Source organism: Kitasatospora sp. NPDC097691 (assembly GCF_040302665.1).
In the GTDB taxonomy this organism is placed as follows: Bacteria; Actinomycetota; Actinomycetes; order Streptomycetales; family Streptomycetaceae; genus Kitasatospora.
In genome coordinates this window covers 61,497-78,556 of record NZ_JBEORY010000012.1, presented here as the reverse complement: position 1 = coordinate 78,556, position 17,060 = coordinate 61,497, and the positions used below count along the sequence as shown (strand labels likewise).

General features: G+C 74.0%; 16 protein-coding genes. 9 read left to right on the top strand and 7 right to left on the bottom strand.

The window, feature by feature from the left end:
• Positions 1 to 39: 39 nt before the first annotated feature.
• Entirely contained in the window at positions 40 to 573 is a 534-nt protein-coding gene (locus ABTY56_RS11525; RefSeq protein WP_350628379.1) for a flavodoxin family protein, read from the bottom strand.
• Positions 574 to 750: 177 nt separating this feature from the next.
• The gene (locus ABTY56_RS11520) at positions 751 to 3,114 is read right to left on the bottom strand and encodes a glycoside hydrolase family 65 protein (RefSeq protein ID WP_350628378.1); all 2,364 of its coding nucleotides are present in this window, start codon (positions 3,112 to 3,114) and stop codon (positions 751 to 753) included.
• Positions 3,115 to 3,304: 190 nt separating this feature from the next.
• Between ABTY56_RS11520 and ABTY56_RS11515 the strand changes: the two genes are divergently transcribed.
• Positions 3,305 to 3,985: a response regulator gene (locus ABTY56_RS11515; protein ID WP_350628377.1), complete on the top strand. Its 681-nt coding sequence runs from the start codon at positions 3,305 to 3,307 to the stop codon at positions 3,983 to 3,985.
• Positions 3,986 to 4,110: 125 nt separating this feature from the next.
• Positions 4,111 to 5,091, top strand: a complete 981-nt coding sequence (locus ABTY56_RS11510) for an Acg family FMN-binding oxidoreductase (protein ID WP_350628376.1) — start codon at positions 4,111 to 4,113, stop codon at positions 5,089 to 5,091.
• An 8-nt stretch (positions 5,092 to 5,099) separates the two neighbouring features.
• Here ABTY56_RS11510 and ABTY56_RS11505 read toward each other — a convergent pair whose 3' ends face one another.
• Positions 5,100 to 6,776 carry a sensor histidine kinase gene (locus ABTY56_RS11505; protein ID WP_350628491.1) on the bottom strand — a complete coding sequence of 559 codons (1,677 nt, stop codon included), beginning with the start codon at positions 6,774 to 6,776 and terminating at the stop codon, positions 5,100 to 5,102.
• Between ABTY56_RS11505 and ABTY56_RS11495 the strand changes: the two genes are divergently transcribed.
• Together ABTY56_RS11495 and ABTY56_RS11490 are read left to right on the top strand one after the other, a co-directional pair.
• On the top strand, positions 6,702 to 8,273 hold the full coding sequence (locus ABTY56_RS11495) for a pentapeptide repeat-containing protein (protein ID WP_502893089.1): 1,572 nt from the start codon (positions 6,702 to 6,704) through the stop codon (positions 8,271 to 8,273). The genes ABTY56_RS11505 and ABTY56_RS11495 overlap by 75 nt on opposite strands.
• On the top strand, positions 8,197 to 8,658 hold the full coding sequence (locus tag ABTY56_RS11490) for a hypothetical protein (RefSeq protein WP_350628374.1): 462 nt from the start codon (positions 8,197 to 8,199) through the stop codon (positions 8,656 to 8,658). The genes ABTY56_RS11495 and ABTY56_RS11490 overlap by 77 nt, the downstream gene beginning before the upstream one ends.
• On the opposite strand, the gene ABTY56_RS11485 is transcribed toward ABTY56_RS11490, so the two are convergent.
• Complete coding sequence (locus tag ABTY56_RS11485; protein ID WP_350628373.1) at positions 8,595 to 8,999, bottom strand: hypothetical protein; 405 nt, start codon at positions 8,997 to 8,999, stop codon at positions 8,595 to 8,597. The genes ABTY56_RS11490 and ABTY56_RS11485 overlap by 64 nt on opposite strands.
• 289 nt (positions 9,000 to 9,288) lie before the next feature.
• On the opposite strand from ABTY56_RS11485, the gene ABTY56_RS11480 reads away from it, so the two are divergent.
• From ABTY56_RS11480 to ABTY56_RS11465, 4 genes are read left to right on the top strand one after another with little or no spacing between them, the layout of a single operon-like run.
• Positions 9,289 to 10,566, top strand: a complete 1,278-nt coding sequence (locus tag ABTY56_RS11480; RefSeq protein ID WP_350628372.1) for an ABC transporter substrate-binding protein — start codon at positions 9,289 to 9,291, stop codon at positions 10,564 to 10,566.
• A complete protein-coding gene (locus ABTY56_RS11475; RefSeq protein ID WP_350628371.1) occupies positions 10,563 to 11,495 on the top strand; it encodes a carbohydrate ABC transporter permease in 933 nt (310 codons plus the stop codon). Before ABTY56_RS11480 ends, ABTY56_RS11475 begins: the two co-directional genes overlap by 4 nt.
• Positions 11,492 to 12,325 carry a carbohydrate ABC transporter permease gene (locus tag ABTY56_RS11470; RefSeq protein ID WP_350628370.1) on the top strand — a complete coding sequence of 278 codons (834 nt, stop codon included), beginning with the start codon at positions 11,492 to 11,494 and terminating at the stop codon, positions 12,323 to 12,325. The genes ABTY56_RS11475 and ABTY56_RS11470 overlap by 4 nt, the downstream gene beginning before the upstream one ends.
• A 49-nt stretch (positions 12,326 to 12,374) precedes the next feature.
• A complete protein-coding gene (locus tag ABTY56_RS11465) occupies positions 12,375 to 13,559 on the top strand; it encodes an ABC transporter ATP-binding protein (protein WP_350628369.1) in 1,185 nt (394 codons plus the stop codon).
• 15 nt (positions 13,560 to 13,574) lie between these two features.
• Here ABTY56_RS11465 and ABTY56_RS11460 read toward each other — a convergent pair whose 3' ends face one another.
• Positions 13,575 to 13,958 carry a hypothetical protein gene (locus ABTY56_RS11460; RefSeq protein ID WP_350628368.1) on the bottom strand — a complete coding sequence of 128 codons (384 nt, stop codon included), beginning with the start codon at positions 13,956 to 13,958 and terminating at the stop codon, positions 13,575 to 13,577.
• Between the two features lie 151 nt (positions 13,959 to 14,109).
• On the bottom strand, positions 14,110 to 15,300 hold the full coding sequence (locus tag ABTY56_RS11455) for a CopD family protein (protein ID WP_350628367.1): 1,191 nt from the start codon (positions 15,298 to 15,300) through the stop codon (positions 14,110 to 14,112).
• A gap of 186 nt (positions 15,301 to 15,486) precedes the next feature.
• Between ABTY56_RS11455 and ABTY56_RS11450 the strand changes: the two genes are divergently transcribed.
• On the top strand, positions 15,487 to 15,786 hold the full coding sequence (locus ABTY56_RS11450) for a hypothetical protein (RefSeq protein WP_350523140.1): 300 nt from the start codon (positions 15,487 to 15,489) through the stop codon (positions 15,784 to 15,786).
• Positions 15,787 to 15,851: 65 nt separating this feature from the next.
• Here the strand turns inward: ABTY56_RS11450 and ABTY56_RS11445 are convergent, their stop codons facing one another.
• Positions 15,852 to 17,000, bottom strand: a complete 1,149-nt coding sequence (locus tag ABTY56_RS11445; RefSeq protein ID WP_350628366.1) for a methyltransferase domain-containing protein — start codon at positions 16,998 to 17,000, stop codon at positions 15,852 to 15,854.
• Positions 17,001 to 17,060 lie beyond the last annotated feature (60 nt).

Sequence of the window (17,060 nt, the reverse complement as noted above, 5' to 3'; positions counted from 1 at the left end):
GGTCGGTAAGCGTTCGTCCCCGGTGTCCGGACGCCCCGGTCAGACCAGCCCCGCACCCCAGGCGCGGGCGCGGTCGAGTTCCCCGGCGCGCAGCGGGCCGTCGCCGTCCTCCACGATGAAGCCCTCGGGTTCGGCGACCACGTCGAAGTGGTGGTGGGCGAGCCGGTGGGCGATGCCCTCGGCCGCGCCGCCGGACCGGGCCATGTCGGCCCTGGTGTCGAACGCGGCCGCGTGGGTGCCCGGTTCGGTCTTCGGGAGGTCGTGGAACCAGGACCGCAGGCCCGGGCCCGCGGCGGTCTCCCGCGCCTCGGCGGCCGCCGCCTCGTGGCCCTCCTTGTGACCCTCGGCCATCGCGGCCATCCGGCGGCTGAGCCCGGAGGACATGCCGTGCATGTGGGTCGGGCCGCCGACCACCAGCAGGTCCGCGGACCGGGTCTGCTCGGCGTCGGCCTCGGCCACCGCGAGGCAGTCCACGGCCGCCCCGGGGTCGGCCTGGCGGACACCCTCGGCGATCGCCTCGGCGATCTCCCGGGTGTTGCCGTACATGCTCTCGTACACGATCACGGTGTGCATGGTCTCCACCTTTCGTCACCTCCAGCCTCGCGCCGGAGGCGTCCGGCGGGGGTGGGCCGTTCGGCCCGGATCGGGGCCGTCAGGCCCAACGGGGGAACGGGGGAACGGCGGGACGGCCCGGAAGGCCGAGCCGTGCGCAGCGGCCGCCCTCGTACAGCGGCCGCCCGCGCGCGACCGTCAGAGGTGGAAGCACCGGGCCTCGCCGGGCCGGATCGTCGCCTCGGTGCCGCGCAGGCGGACCCGGACCGGCTCCTGCCGGTCCTCGCGCAGGCTCACCGTGACCGTCCGCCGGTCGACGGCGACGACCAGGCCCCAGTGGCCCCGGTAGCGCAGGTCCAGCCGCAGGCTGCCGAGGGCGGAGGGCAGTCGGGGGTCGAGCCAGAGGGCGCCCTCGCGGATCTCCAGGCCGGTGTAGCAGCGCTGCAGCAGGTCCACCGCGCCCGCCATGGCGCCCAGGTGCACGCCCTCGGCCGTGGTGCCGTGCTGGCTGTCCCGCAGATCGGCCACCAGGGCCTCGCGGAAGTACCGCCAGGACGCGCGGCGGTCGGAGCGGGTGAGCACCCAGGCGTGCACCACCGAGCTGAGCGTCGAGCCGTGGACGGTGCGCCGCAGGTAGTAGTCGGTGGTGCGGCGCAGCAGCTCGTGGCCTGCCGGGTGGCCGAGACGCCGCAGCAGGTCACGCACCTCGCGGGCGGAGAACAGGTACCAGAGCATCAGCGCGTCGGCCTGCTTGGAGGCCTTGTAGCGGTTCACGGTGTCGCCCTCGGCCTCCAGGATCCGGTCGAGCCGGCGCAGGTCCGGGTAGTGGCGCCGGTAGCCCGCCCAGTCGAGCTCGGCGAGCCGTTCGTAGCCGTCGAACTGGCTGAGGACGCCGTCGTGGAAGGGCACGTGCAGGCGCCGGCCGACGTCCTGCCAGCGTTCCAGCTCCGCGGCGTCGAGGGCCAGGCGCTCGCGCAGCTCGTCGCTGCGGTAGCCGGGCAGGAGGTCCAGCGCGTCCCGGGCGCGGGCCAGGACCCAGGAGGCCAGCACGTTGGTGTAGGCGTTGTCGTCCAGGCCCGGCCGCGCCGCCCAGGGGTAGGCGTCGTGGTACTCGTCGGGGCCGAGCACCCCGCGGATCGACCAGCGCTCCCGGGTCCGGTCGTAGACGGCGGCGCAGGACCAGTAGCGGGCGATCTCCAGCAGCATCTCGGCGCCGGCCGTGGCGAGGAAGTCCCGGTCCCCGGTGGCCTGGTAGTACTGCCAGACGTTGTAGGCGACGGCCGAGCCTACGTGCCGCTGGAGGTGGCTGTGGTCGGGCAGCCAGCGGCCGGACAGCGGGTTGAGGTGCAGCTGCTGGGACTCCTCCCGGCCGTCGCCGGCGCTCTGCCACGGGTAGACCGCCCCCCGCAGTCCGAGCGCGCGGGCCTGCCGCCGGGCGGCGTCCAGGCGCCGGTGGCGGTGGCGCAGCACGGCGCGGGCGAGCTCGGGGAAGCGGAGGTCGAGCAGTTGCAGCACGAACAGCTCGTCCCAGAAGACGTGCCCCCGGTACGCCTCGCCGTGCAGCCCCCGGGCCGGGATGCCGACGTCCAGGTCGACGGAGTGCTCGGAGTACGTCTGGAGCAGGTGGAACAGGTTCAGGTGCAGTGGACCGGCGCCGTCGAAGTCGGCCTCGATCCCGCAGCGGCGCCACAACTCCGCCCAGCGCAGGGTGTGTTCGGCGAGCAGCTGCCCGAAGTCGCCGGCCTCGGCGGCGAGCAGGCGTGAGGCGTGCAGCGGGGTCTCGACCGCCCGGTCGCGGGAGGTGTGCACGGCGACCGTCTTCGTGACGGTGACGGACCGCCCCGCGGTGGCCTCCAGGGCGAGGAGGTGGGCCGCCCAGCCCTCGCGCTCCTCGGTCGCGGCGGTGTGCGCGCGGTCGGCGCCGGTGCGGGCGCACAGGGCGATCCGCAGCGGCGAGTCGACCGCCTCGGCTTCGAGCCGGATCAGCCCCGACTCGTCCGCCCCCTGGCCGGCCGGGACGAGATGGCGTTCGGCCAGACCCTGGTAGCGGGCGACCCCGGTGTTGGCGACGTTGCCGTCCAGTCCGGAGCGCACCTCCAGCAGGCCGGACCAGTTCTCCGGGGTGAAGGTGCTCTCCAGGGCCAGCAGGTGCGGCCGGGCCTGGCTGGCGAGACGGCGTTGCACCAGCCGGGTCCGCCGCCCGTGCCCGTCGACGACGAGGGCGGTGCGGGTGAGCAGTCCCCGACGCAGGTCCAGCTCCAGCGTCTGCTCGGCGGGCGGTCCGGTGAACCACGCCCCGCCCGCCGGCCGGAAGGTCAGCGGCAGCCAGTTCGGGCAGTTGACCAGGTCCTCGTTGGAGACCACACGGCCGGCGACGGCCGACGCCGCCCGGTGGTAGCAGCCCGCCAGGTACGTCCCCGGGTAGTGCACCCCGTCGGCCACCGCCTCCGGCGCGGCGCCCCGGCTGACCACGTACCCGTTGCCGACCGCGCACAGGGCCTCCCGCAGCCCCTCCTCGGCCGGGTCGTGGCCCCGGTACCGGAGCGTCCACGGGTCCGGCATGTCGGGATACCCCGCGGGTGGGTCTGCTGCCACGACGTGACCTCCGTGCCGACCGGTCTGCCTCCAGTCTGCGGACTCGACCTTCCTGCTGCCCGGCCGCCGGTCGGCGGCCCGCCGACGTGCTGCGCGGGGCGGCGCGGACGCGCAGAATCGGTGGTGTCACCGCCCGCGCACCCCCACGGAGCAGGCCATGGACACGCCCCGGCCCGTACGCGTCTTCCTGCTGGACGACCACGAGGTGGTCCGCCGGGGCGTCCGGGAGCTCCTGGAGACCGAGGCGGACATCGAGGTCGTCGGCGAGGCCGGCACCTGTGCGCAGGCCCTCGCCCGGGTGCCCGCGCTGCGCCCGGACGTCGCCGTGCTCGACGTGCGGCTCCCGGACGGCGACGGTGTGAGCGTCTGCCGGGAGCTGAGGGACGGGATGCCCGGCCTGGCCTGCCTGATGCTGACCTCCTTCGACGACGACGACGCCCTGCTCGACGCGATCATGGCCGGAGCGGCCGGCTACGTCCTCAAGGAGATCAAGGGCGCCGACCTGGTCGGCGCGGTCCGCACGGTGGCCTCCGGCCAGTCCATGCTCGACCCGGCCACCACCACCAAGCTGATGGAGAGCCTGCGCCACCACGAGGAGGAGAGCGCGAGTGACGCGGCACTCGCCGGCCTGACACCCCGCGAGCGGGAGATCCTCGTCCTGGTGGGGGAGGGCAAGACGAACCGGCAGATCGGCCGGGAGCTCTACCTGGCCGAGAAGACGGTGAAGAACCACGTGTCGCGCCTGCTCGCCAAGCTGGGCGTCGAGCGCCGCCTCCAGGCCGCCGTCCTCGCCGCCCACGCCGACCCCGAGCAGCAGCACCACCCGCGCCCGCACTGAGCCCGCCGGCTCCCCGGCCCGGCCCAGGACGGGGCCGGACGGCCCGCAGGCAGAGTCGAACGGCCCAAGCGGCACACCGCCCCCCGGCCGCATGGTGGAGGTGATCGATCCCCCTGGAGGCGGCCATGCCCACCCTCGCCCTCGACGCCGTCGCGCTGGAGAAGCTCGTCTCCGCGGCGGTGGCGGCGCCCTCGATCCACAACAGCCAGCCCTGGCGCTTCCGGCTCCAGCCGGACACCTCGACCCTGGAGGTCCGGGCCGACCGCAGCCGGGCCGTCCCGGCCGTCGACCCGCGGGGCCGGGCGCTGCACATCTCCGTCGGAGCGGCCGTCCTCAACCTGAGAGTCGCCGCCCGCCACCTCGGCTGGGCGCCGGAGGTGCGGCTGCTCCCCGACCCGGCCGAACCCGAGCTGTTGGCCGCCGTCGAGCTCGACACCCCGGCCGCCGCACCGGTACCGGGCACGGAGAAGCTGTACGAGGCGATCTGGCGCCGGCACTCCAGCCGCAGTCCGTTCACCGGCGTGCCCGTCCCCCCGGCCGTCCTCGACGAACTGGCCATCGCCGCAAGGTCCGAGGACGCCCTGCTCCACCTGCCCGACCACGAGGAGACCGCCCGACTGCTGCACCTCACCGCCGAGGCCGAACTCCGCAACACCACGGACGAAGCCCAGCGCACCGAGAGCCGCAGCTGGGTCCGCACCGGGGAGGCACCGCCGTACGGCATCCCGGTTGACGCACTCGGCCCCCAGGACGCGCTCGGCCACCTGCCGATGCGCGACTTCGCCGCCCTCCACGCCGCCGAGCACCGGGCCCCCGCCCACTTCGAGGTGGAGCCCCGGATCGCCGTCCTCGCCACCGAGCACGACACCCCCGAGGACTGGCTGCGCGCCGGCCTCGCCCTGGAGCACGTCCTGCTCGCCGCCACCGTCCACGGCGTCCGCGCGTCCCTGCTGCACCAGGCCATGGAATGGCCCTACCTGCGCTGGGAGGCCCGCGACCCGCACCACGGCCCCGGTCACGTCCAGATCCTGATCCGCCTCGGCTACGGCCCCGAGGGCGCCCCGACGCCCCGCCTGGCCCCGGGCGAGGTGCTGGACCGGCCCTGAACCCGTGGCTATCCGCCGGGGAGCGGAACCCGCCAGAGCAGCTCGGTGCCGCCCTCGGGGCGGGCGCGCGCGGTGAAGGAACCGCCCAGGGCGGCGGCCCGGTCGGCGAGGTTGGCGAGGCCGCTGCGGCGGCCGCCCCCGGGGAGGCCGACGCCGTCGTCGGTCACGGTGACGGTCACCTCCGAGTCGGCGACGATATTGGCCTCGACGCTGCTCGCCTTGGCATGGCGGGCCGCGTTGGACAGCGCCTCCTCCAGGACGGCGACGACCGCGTCCGCGACCTCGGCGGGCACCGTGACGTCGAGCAGACCGCTCATCCGCAGGGCCGGCGCGAAGCCGAGCGAGCCGGCGGCGCGCTCGACCACCTCGACGACGCGGCTGCGCAGCCCGTCCGCCGCCGGGCCGCGCTCGCGCAGCCGAAGCCCGAAGATGGTGGCGCGGATGATCCTGACGGTCTCGTCCAGGTCGTCGATCGCCCGCAGGACACGGGCGGCTGCCTCGGGGTGCTCGATGAAGCGCGTCGCGCCCTGCAGGGTCATCCCGGTGGCGAAGAGCCGCTGGATGGCAAGGTCGTGCAGGTCGCGCGCGATCCGGTCGCGTTCGCGCAACAGCGCGATCTGCTCGGAGTCCCGGCGGCGTTCGGCGAGCTCCATGGCCACCGCCGCCTGGCCCGCGAAGCCCACCAGGGGCCCGGTCTCGCCTCCGTCGAACAACGGCGCACCGGCGGCCCTGGCCAGCAGCAGCACCCCGCGGACGCCGCGGTCGGCGGTCCCGACGGGGACGGCGACCGCCGGGCCCAGGCCCGCCCAGCGCGGCGGCCCGACGGTGATCCTCGGGTCCTTCCGGACGTCGGGACTGACCACCAGCCCGCCGGTGCGTAGGGCGGCGCCGGCGAACGACCCCTCGACCGGCAGCACCAGACCGCGGTGCTCCTCCGCGCCCAGCCCGACGGCGATCCGCACCTCCAGCTCGCGGGCCTGCGGCAGCGGCGCGGCGAACACGGCGAGGTCCGCGCCCGCGATCTCGGCCGACCGGGCGAGCAGCAGGTCCAGCACCTCCTGCTCCGCACTGCCCGACAGCAGGCTGCTGGTCACCTCGGCGCTCGCCTCCAGCCAGCGCTGCCGCTGCCGGGCCCGGGCGTACAGCCGGGCGTTGTCGATGGCCACGCCGGCGGCGACGGCGAGGGTGGCGAGCACCGACTCGTCCTCGGCGTCGAAGTCGCCCCCGCCCCGCTTCTCGGTCAGGTAGAGGTTCCCGAACACCGTGCCGCGGATCCGGATCGGCACCCCCAGGAAGCTCCGCATCGGAGGGTGGTTCGGCGGGAAGCCGTATGAGGCCGGGTGGTCGGAGATCCGGCCGAGCCGCAGCGGCTCGGGGTGACGGATCAGCTCGCCGAGGATGCCGTGCCCGGACGGCAGGGCGCCGATCGCCTTCACCTGCTCGTCCGTGACCCCGACCGGGATGAACTGCGAGAGCCGCCGGTCCTCGCCGATCACCCCGAGCGCGCCGTACTCGGCGTCCACCAGGGTGACGGCCGCCTCCACGATGTGCTGCAGGGCCTGGGTCAGCTCCAGGTCGCGCCCGACCGCCAGCACCGCCTCCAGCAGGCTGTGGATGCGGTCGCGGGTGCCGCGGGCGACGTCCAAGCGGGCCTGGAGCTCGTCCAGGAGCTCGTCCAGCCGCAGCTTCGGTACGGGCGTACCCGTCTGCGGTGCACCCGCCTCCGACGAGCCCGCCTCCGACGAGCCCGCCTCCGACGCACCCGCCTCCGACGAGCCCGCCTCCGACGAGCCCGCCTCCGACACACCCGCCTCCGACGCACCCGCCTCCGATGCGCTGCTCTCCGACGCGCTGCCCAAGGGAACCTCCCCGGTTCGCCCCCGGTGCCCACTGACCAGCGTAGGCGCGCGACCCGGGCCACGTCGGGCGGAAAGGGGCCCAACGGCCCCATCGGAGCACCCCACCGGCCCCCTGGCTGCGGGCGCGGTCGCGCGGAACGCTGGAAGGGCGAGCGGGACCGCCAGGGTTCCGCCGTCCGAGAGGAGCGACCGCAGCATGAAAGCGCTCACCTACCACGGGCCCGGCCGCCGTACCTGGGGCGACGTCCCCGACCCGGTCGTCCGCGATCCCGAGGACGCCGTCGTCCGGGTGGACGCGGTCACCATCTGCGGCACCGACCTGCACATCCTCAAGGGCGACGTCCCGGAGGTCGAGGAGGGCCGCGTCCTGGGCCACGAGGCCGTCGGCACCGTCACCGAGACCGGACCGGCCGTCCGCACCATCGCGCCCGGCGACCGCGTCCTGGTCTCCTGCATCTCCGCCTGCGGCCGCTGCGCCTACTGCCGCGCCGCGAGCTACGGCCAGTGCACCGGGGGCGGAGGCTGGATCCTCGGGCACCTCGTCGACGGCTGCCAGGCCGAGTACGTCCGCACGCCCTTCGCGGACACCTCCCTCTACAAGCTGCCCGACGGCGTCCGGGACGAGGACGCCCTGCTGCTCGCCGACATCCTGCCCACCTCGTACGAGGTCGGCGTCCGCAACGGCCGGGTCGGGCCGGGCGACACCGTGGCGATCGTCGGCGCCGGGCCGATCGGGCTCGCCGCGATCCTCACCGCCCGGCTGTACAGCCCCGCCCGCATCATCGCGGTCGACCTCGCGCAGAGCCGCCTGGACGCCGCCAAGCGCTTCGGCGCCGACTCGACCCTGACCGTGGCCGAAGCCACCCCGGAGGCCGTCCGGGGCCTGAGCCGGGACGGGCTCGGCGTGGACGTCGCGATCGAGGCGGTCGGCGTGCCCGAGGCCTTCGAGCTCTGCACCCGCCTGGTGCGACCCGGCGGCCGGGTGGCCAACGTCGGCGTGCACGGCAAGCCCGCGGCGCTCCACCTGGAGGACCTCTGGATCCGCGACGTCACCATCACCACCGGCCTGGTCGACACCCACAGCACCCCGCTGCTGCTCGACATGCTGGCCGTCGGCCGGCTGGACGTCGGGGGCCTGGTCACGCACCGGTTCGGCCTCGGCGAGATGCAGGACGCGTACGACACGTTCGCGGACGCGGCCGGCACCGGGGCGCTCAAGGTCGCCCTCTTCCGGGCCTGACCCGCCGTGCTCGGAGGAATCGCCACCAGGACCGGCCGGCCCGGTCCCCGCGACATCGCCCGCCGGATCGTCCGGCACCGTGACGAACTCGGCATGAACGAGGGCACGCTGGCCGACCGGGCCGCCATGTCGCCCGCTTGTCTTCGCCGACTCCTGCGCTCGGGGCCCGAGTTCGACCCGCTCGGGTTCGACCGGGTCGCCGCCGTGCTCGGGCTGACCCGGGCGGACCTGCTGTCGGCCCGACACCCCGACACCCCGACGCCCCGCGGACACGTGCCGACACCGAACCCCGCCCCGGTCCCTCCGGCCGACCGCGCCGCAGTGCCGGGCGCGGACACGGCACTGCGGCGCCGCACCGGAAGCCCGTTCCGGCGCGGCGGCGCGAGACGCGAGGGGTGCGGTACTCAGCCCGTGATCGCCTTCACGGCGGCGGTCATCGTCGCGGCCATCCCGGAGGTGCCGTTGTAGGAGCCGACGGTGGCGTCGTTGAGGGCGTTGACGATGTCGTCCCCGGCGACCTGGTTGTTGTCGCCGATGATCACCGTCCCGTAGTTGCCGCCCGTGGCCTGGGCGGCCTCCATGGCGCCCGCGGCGACCCCGGCCGTCGTCCCGCTCGCGCCGTTGTGGGAGCCGACGGTGGCGTCGTGGCCCGCGTTGATGATGTCGTAGCCGGCGACCTGGTTGTCGTCGCCGACGATGACCGTCCCGTGGTTGCCGCCGGAGACGACCTCGGCGCTCGCGGCGGTCGGCACGGCGGCCACTCCGGCGGCGGTGAGCAGGATCAGCGTCCGGGTGAGGCGACGGTTCATGGGTGTTTCTCCGCTTCTGTCAGTGGATGTCCCCGTTCGGGGCGAAGGCGACAGTAGGCGTCGTGTCCCGGCGTGGCGGGCGATGGTCCGCCGCCCGTGGCGTGTCGGCTGGGGGCGACGGGACCCGTCGGAGTGAGCGCACCGGCCGCGGGCGGCCGGCCCCCGCGCCGTGGCCGCCGACCCGACCGGCGTTCACCCGTCCGGCTGGTCGACGGCGCGGCACGCGGGGGAGCGGCCGGGGCGCGGGGCTAGGGTCGGCGGGGCCGGTCCGCCCCACCACGGGAGAACGATGCCGCGGGTCCCCAGTCTCCGCTCACGATGGGCGAGTGCCGCCGCCGGGCTGGCCGTCGTCGCGTCCGTCCTGACGGGCTGCGGGAGCAGCGGGCAGAGCGGCCCGGTCACCCTCGACTGGTACAACTTCCCGGACGACTCGGGCGCCCTGCAGCAGGCCGCCGACCGCTGCGGGCAGCAGTCCGGCGGGCGCTACACGATCCGCTACAACAAGCTGCCCCGCGGCGCGGACGGCCAACGCCAGCAGCTGGTGCGCCGGATGGCGGCGCACGACACCGGCGTGGACATCCTGGGCCTCGACGTCACCTGGCCCGCCGAGTTCGCCGAGGCCGGCTGGATCCACGAATGGACCGGGCAACTACGCGACCGGGCCACCGCCGACACCCTCGACGCGGCCGTGCGCACCGCGACCTGGCAGGACCGGCTGTACGCCGCGCCGTACAACTCCAACACCCAACTGCTCTGGTACCGCGACGACCTGGTGCAGACCCCGCCCAGGACCTGGGCCGAGATGCTGGCCAAGGCGGACGAGCTGGCCCGCGCCGGCAAACCGCACTACGTGGAGATCCAGGGCGCCCAGTACGAGGGCCTCACCGTCTGGTTCAACACCCTGGTCACCAGCGCCGGAGGCTCGATCCTCACCCCCGACGCGCAGGCGCCCTCACTCGGGGCGCCCGCCGTCACCGCCGCCACCGTGATGCACGACCTGGCGACCTCGGCCGCCGCCGACCCCTCGCTGCCGAACCAGATGGAGGACCAGAACCGGCTCGCCATGGAGTCCGGCACGGCCGCCTTCGAACTCAACTACCCCTTCGTCTACCCCTCGATGAAGGCCAACCAGCCCCAGCTGTTCCCGCACTTCCGCTGGGCCCCGTACCCCGCCGTGACGCCCGACCGTCCCGCCAGCGTCACCATCGGCGGGATCGACCTCGCGGTGGGCGCCTACAGCCGGCACCCCGACCTCGCCTTCGAGGCCACCCTGTGCCTGCGCGATCGGGACAACCAGCTCACCAACGCGCTGAAGGGCGGCCTCCCGCCGTCCCTGCGCAGCCTCTACCAGGCGGCGGAACTCACCGAGAGCTACCCCTTCGCCGCGGACGTGCTCGCCGCCCTGGACTCCGCGAGCATCCGGCCGAAGACCCCGGCCTACCAGAACGTCTCCATCGCCGTCTCGCACACCCTCTCCCCGCCCGCCGACATCCGCCCGGAGAAGGACGTGGCCGACCTCCACGGGCAGATCCAGGACGCCCTCGGCTCGAAGGGGCTGATCCCGTGACACCGTCCACCGCCTCCCGCGCCCTGCCCGGCCGGGCCCCGGCCGGACCGTCCCGCGGCGCCCGCCAGGAACGCCGGCTCGGCCTGCTGCTGTGCGCCCCCGCGGTCATCGTGATGCTCGCCGTCACCGCCTACCCCATCGGCTACGCCGTCTACCTCTCGCTGCAGCGCTACGACCTGCGCTTCCCCGAGCAGGCGCACTGGGTCGGGCTCGCCAACTACGGCGCCGTGCTGACCTCACCGTTCTGGTGGCAGGCACTCGGCGTCACCGTGCTGATCACCGTCGTGTCGGTGGCCGTCGAGCTCGTCCTCGGCCTCGCCCTCGCCCTGGTGATGCACCGCGCCGTCTTCGGCCGCGGCACCGTCCGCACCGCCGTCCTGGTGCCGTACGGGATCGTGACCGTCGTCGCCGCCTACTCCTGGCAGTACGCCTGGACACCCGGCACCGGCTACCTCGCCGCCCTGCTGCCCGAGGGCAGCGCCCCGCTGACCGAACAGTGGCCCGCCATCGGCCTGATCATCCTTGCCGAGGTGTGGAAGACCACCCCGTTCATGGCCCTGCTCCTGCTCGCCGGCCTCGCGCTGGTGCCCGACGAGACCGTCCGGGCGGCGATGGTGGACGGCGCGAGCTTCGGGCAGCGGCTGCGCCTGGTGATCCTGCCGCTGATGAAGCCGGCGATCCTGGTCGCCCTGCTGTTCCGCACCCTGGACGCCTTCCGGATCTTCGACAACATCTACGTGCTGACCGGCGGCGCCAACGACACCGGCTCGGTGTCGATCCTCGGCTACGACAACCTCTTCACCGCGCTCAACCTGGGCATCGGCTCGGCGATCTCCGTCCTGATCTTCGTCTGCGTCGCGCTCATCGCCCTGGTCTTCGTCAAGCTGTTCGGCACGGCCACGCCGGGCGCGGAACCGGAGCGCCGATGAGCACCCGCCACGCCCGGACGCTGACCGGCTGGGGCCTCGCCAACCTGGTGGTCGTCCTGTACGCGCTCTTCCCGGTGTGGTGGATCGTGGCGCTCTCCTTCAAGGACCCCTCGACCCTCACCGACGGCAACTTCGTGCCGCGCAAGTGGACCTGGGCCAACTACCGCGGCATCTTCGAGACGTCGGAGTTCACCCGGGCCCTGGTGAACTCGATCGGGATCGCGGTGATCTCCACCGCCATCGCCGTCGTCCTCGGCACCATGGCGGCCTACGCGGTGGCCCGGCTGCGCTTCCCCGGCAAGCGGCTGCTGATCGGGATCTCCCTGCTGATCGCGATGTTCCCGCCGATCTCGCTGGTCTCGCCGCTGTTCGACATCGAGCGGGCGCTCGGCCTCTTCGACACCTGGGCCGGGCTCATCATCCCCTACATGACCTTCTCGCTGCCGCTCGCGATCTACACCCTCTCCGCGTTCTTCCGGGAGATCCCGTGGGACCTGGAGAAGGCGGCCAAGGTCGACGGCGCCACGCCCTGGCAGGCGTTCCGGCTGGTCATCGCGCCGCTCGCGGCACCCGGCGTGTTCACCACCGCGATCCTGGTCTTCATCTTCTGCTGGAACGACTTCCTGTTCGCGATCTCGCTGACCTCCACCACCTCGGCCCGGACGGTGCCGGCCGCCATCGCCTTCTTCACCGGGAGCTCCCAGTTCGAGCAGCCGACCGGCTCGATCGCGGCCGCCGCCGTGATCATCACGATCCCGATCGTGATCTTCGTGCTGCTGTTCCAACGCCGCATCGTCGCCGGGCTCACCGCCGGCGCAGTCAAGGGCTGAGACCCACACGACGAGACCGCCCCCACGGGGCGGACCAGGAAGGCGGACCGTGGCCGAGATCGTCCTCGACGGCATCACCAAGCGCTACCCCGACGGCGCCCTCGCCGTCCGCGACGTCAACCTCACCATCGCCGACGGCGAGTTCGTGATCCTGGTGGGCCCGTCCGGCTGCGGCAAGTCCACCACGCTCAACATGATCGCCGGGCTGGAGGACATCACCGACGGCACCCTGCGCATCGCCGGGGAGGTCGTCAACGACCGCGCGCCCAAGGACCGCGACATCGCGATGGTCTTCCAGAGCTACGCCCTCTACCCGCACATGAGCGTGCGCGACAACATGGGCTTCGCGCTGCGCCTGGCCAAGGCCGACAAGGCGACCATCGCCGCCAAGGTCGAGGAGGCCGCCCGGATCCTGGACCTCACCCGGCACCTGGACCGCAGGCCCGCCAACCTGTCCGGCGGCCAGCGCCAGCGGGTCGCGATGGGGCGGGCCATCGTCCGGGACCCCAAGGTCTTCCTGATGGACGAGCCGCTGTCCAACCTGGACGCCAAGCTCCGGGTCCAGATGCGCACCCAGATCGCCGCGCTCCAGCGCCGCCTGGGCACCACCACCGTCTACGTCACCCACGACCAGGTGGAGGCCATGACGCTCGGCGACCGGGTGGTCGTCATGCGGGCCGGCGTCGTCCAGCAGGTCGGCTCGCCGCAGCACCTGTACGACGAGCCGGTCAACCTGTTCGTCGCCGGGTTCATCGGCTCGCCCGGCATGAACTTCCTCGGCGCCGCGCTGGAGGAGAACGGGCTGCGCACCTCGCTGGGCGCGCTGCCGTTGGACGACCGCACCCGGCGCGCGCTGGAGCGGGCGGACGCGCCGCGCGAGCTGATCGTCGGCATCCGCCCCGAGGACTTCGAGGACGCCTCGCTGGCCGAGCACACCGGCGGCGTCACCTGCACCGTCACCGTCGAGGTCCGGGAGTCCGTGGGCTCCGACGTGTACGTCCACTTCGCGGAGGAGGGCGGGCCGGCGCAGACGGAGGAACTCGCCGAGCTCGCCGCGGACTCGGGCCGGGCCGACACGGGCATGCAGGAGCACCGCGTCGTCGCGCGGCTCAACACCGCGACCCGCGCCGCCGAGGGCCACCCGCTGGAGCTGTGGGTCGACACCGCCCGGATCCACGTCTTCGACCCCCGCGACGGAGCCAACCTGACCCACCCGGAGCGCCAGCCGGGGTGAGCCGGGCGGGGGCGGTCAGGGCGTTCCGCCCTCCTGGCGGCTCATGAACTCCATGATGGCCCGTTCGGTCACGGCGAGGTCGTCGGTCGGGCTGAACTGCAGCAGCTCGGTTCCGGCGTCGACGTACGGCCGGTGGCCCGGCGGCTGGTAGAACGCGTCGCCGGCCTCGTACACCTCCTCGTGGTCCTCGAAGACGTAGCGCATGCGTCCGGCGACGACGTAGCCCCAGTGCGGACACCGGCACATCCCGCCGGGCAGCGACTGCAGCGGCCCGTCCAGGTCGGCGTCGGCTCCGAAGGAGACGAACTCGACCGTGTAGCCGTCCATCTCCGCGCGGCGGTCGGTCACCGGCCCGAACTCCTGGACCTGCGGCGCCGACTGCTTGGATACCTTGGGCATCGGTACGGCTCCTCCCGGTGGCAACCCCGAGACTTCCCCTCGTATCGAGTCGACCACCCCGTGCCGCGCGGCGCATCCGGGCCGGACGCCGAAGCGCGCGCCGCCGGTCCGGAGCAGGTCCGGACCGGCGGTGCGCGCGGGGCGGCGGGTGTCAGCCCGCGGCCGGGGTGGCCGACGGGCGGCGGGACAGCGCGTCGGAGGCCTTGGCCGTGGCGTACAGGGAGACGGCGAGGGCGAGGACCAGGGCGGCGCCGGCGGCGAAGAGACTGCCGGAGGAGACGGCCTTGGCGCTGCCGGCCTCGGTACGGGCGGAGCCGGCGAGGAACGGCATGACGGCCAGAACGGCGACCCCGAGGGCGACCTCGCCCCAGACGACCTTCGGGAAGTGGCGCAGCGTGAGGTGGCGGAGGGAAGCGGTGTCGTCGGCGCGGCGGGCCCGGGCGATGCGCGGCATCAGCCAGAACTGGTTGAAGGCGCCGGCGGTGACCAGGGCGAGGACGAGGAGGACCTTGACGAGCAGGGCGAGGCCGTAGCCGGTCGTCCACAGCTGGGACACCGCGCCGACGTGCTTCCAGGTGAGCCACAGGCCGGAGACGACCACGGCGCCGACGCAGACCATGGCGACCAGGCTGAAACGGCGCCACAGGTCGGCCCACAGCGGGCCGGCGGCGTCGCCGAGGCGGCCCCGGGCGCCGGCCAGGGCGACGAGCAGGGCGAGGCCGCCGAGCCAGACGGTGCCGGAGACGATGTGGGTCTGGTCGAGCACGAGGTCGAGCCAGCGGTCGAGGTCGGCGGGGGCGGTGGTCGGGACGGCGGCGATCAGGGTGACGGCGAGGGCGGCCGGCAGGGCGGCGAGGGCGACGCGGTCGGTGTGGCGGCGGACGGCCGGGACGAACAGGGCGGTCATCGCGGCGGCCGTGGCGAGCAGGACGAGGTTCTGGACGAGGTAGACGGTGCCCTGGGCGATCCAGGCGCCCTTGGCGGCGGGGGCCCGGAGGAAGTCCAGGATCCGGTCGGGGGCCAGGGCGTCGCCGAAGGGCATGCCCTTGCCGGAGCGGGCGACGCGGGCGGCGAGCTGGAAGTAGCCGGCGACCAGCAGCACCACGCCCGCCCAGGCGAGGCAGGCCGCCGATCTGGATCTCAGGACGGCCGCGTCGTGCGTGCCGGCGGCGCCGCCGGTGCGTTCGGCGGTCCGCAGGGACGGGCGGACGGTGGCGGCGTAGGTGACGGTCGTGCCGATGGCGCCGCTGAGGCCGATGAAGTAGCCCGTCTTGGTGAGGATCCGCCAGAGCTGGGGCGTGGTGTATCCGGCCGTGTTCGCGGCCAGCAGCAGACTGTTCATGAGGGAAGGCTAACCTTATGAAGGTTAGCCTTCCCTCATTCTCGGGCGATTGACTGTCCTATCGTCACCAATCCGTGATGAACCCTCGGGAACCTGTGCGGGCCGAGGTGCGTACGGGCCGCCGGGGGCGTTTCGTGGAAGCAACGGGGCATTCGCGTCAGGACGAGCCGGCAAGGGAGCGGTGACATGGCTGTGGTGATGTCGATGCGGTGGGTCGGGGCAACTCCGGAGCAGTACGACACGGTGCGTGACGAGGTCCGCTGGGAGGAACTCGAACCGGCGGGTGCGCAACTGCACGTCGCCTGGTTCGACGCGCAGGGCCTGCACGTGACCGACGTGTGGGATTCCCAGCAGGCGTTCGAGACGTTCTTCGCCGAACGGCTGGCCCCGGCGGTCGAGAAGGCCGGCATCCCCGGTGCGCCGGAGACGACGTTCAGTCCGCTCCACCGGCGCTTCGTCGTCCCGGGCGTCAGCGGCGCCGCCTGACGGCACACGGCGGGTGCGGACGGCACACGGCGGGTGCGCCGGAGCCCGGCGCACCCGCGCGGGGGTCAGGGCCGGGCCTCCAGAAGGATGTTGAGCGGGGCGCTGTCCTCGGCGATCCGCCGTACGCGGGGGAGCCCGCCCGCCGCCAGGACCTCCCGCAGCCGGGCTTCGCCGGCCATCGTGCCGAGCGCGGCGGCGCCGGTCTGGGCCAGCGAGGACGGGGTGCACACCAGGGTGGAGATCGCGTAGCCGACGCGGGCGTAGGGATTGGCGAAGTCGTCGGCGAAGCGGTCGGCGGCCAGCGGCTCGACGACCAGGACGGCGCCGTCCGCCGCGAGGGCGGCCCGGGCGTGCGCGACGGCGGCGACCGGGTCGCCCATGTCGTGCAGCGAGTCGGTGAAGGTGATCAGGTCGTAGTCGTCACCGGCGTAGCCGGCGGCGTCGGCGACCTCGAAGACGGCCCGGCCGTCGAGCCCGGCCTCGGCGGCGGACGCCCGGGCGCGGGCGACGGCGGCGTCGTCGGGATCGAAGCCGACGACGGTGCTGCGCGGCCACCGCTGGGCGATCAGGATCGAGGAGAGGCCGTGGCCGCAGCCGACGTCGGCGACCCGGGCACCGGCTTCGAGCCTCGGCACGATGCCCTCGACGGCGGGGATCCAGGCGCCGATCAGGCCGTGCACGTACGCGGGGCGGGTGAAGCGCTCCTGCGCCAGGCCGAGGGCCGGGTGGTGCTCGCCCCAGCCCATGCCGCCGCCGGTGCGGAAGAAGCCCTCGACCCGGTCGAGGTCCGCCCAGAGCGCGGCGAGGCCGGGGAAGACGCCGATCAGCGCGGTCGGGGACCCGTCGTCGGCGAGGACGGCGGCGTACTCGTCGGTGAGGGTGAAGCCGTCCGTCGCCGCGTCGTACTCCAGGTAGCCGGCCACGGCGACGCCGCGCAGCCACTCCCGGACGTAGCGCTCCACCAGGCCGGTGCGGGCGGCCAGTTCGGCGGACGTGAGCGGGCCGGCGCCGGCCAGCGTGCGGAACAGGCCGAGCCGGTCGCCCAGCACGACCAGCGGCGCGGTGCAGTTGACGCCGAGCTCGCCGAAGACGTGGCCCACGGCGGCTTCGAGTCGGTCGGTGTCGACGGGCGGGGCCGTGCTTTCGGTCGACGTGGCGATGTCGGTCGGGGTCCGGGATTCGGTCGGGGTCGTGGTTTCGGTCGCGGGTGCCATCTCGATCACCTCTTCGGACGTGCTGTTGACCGAGAGGCGTGAGGAACGGCCTCACAACCT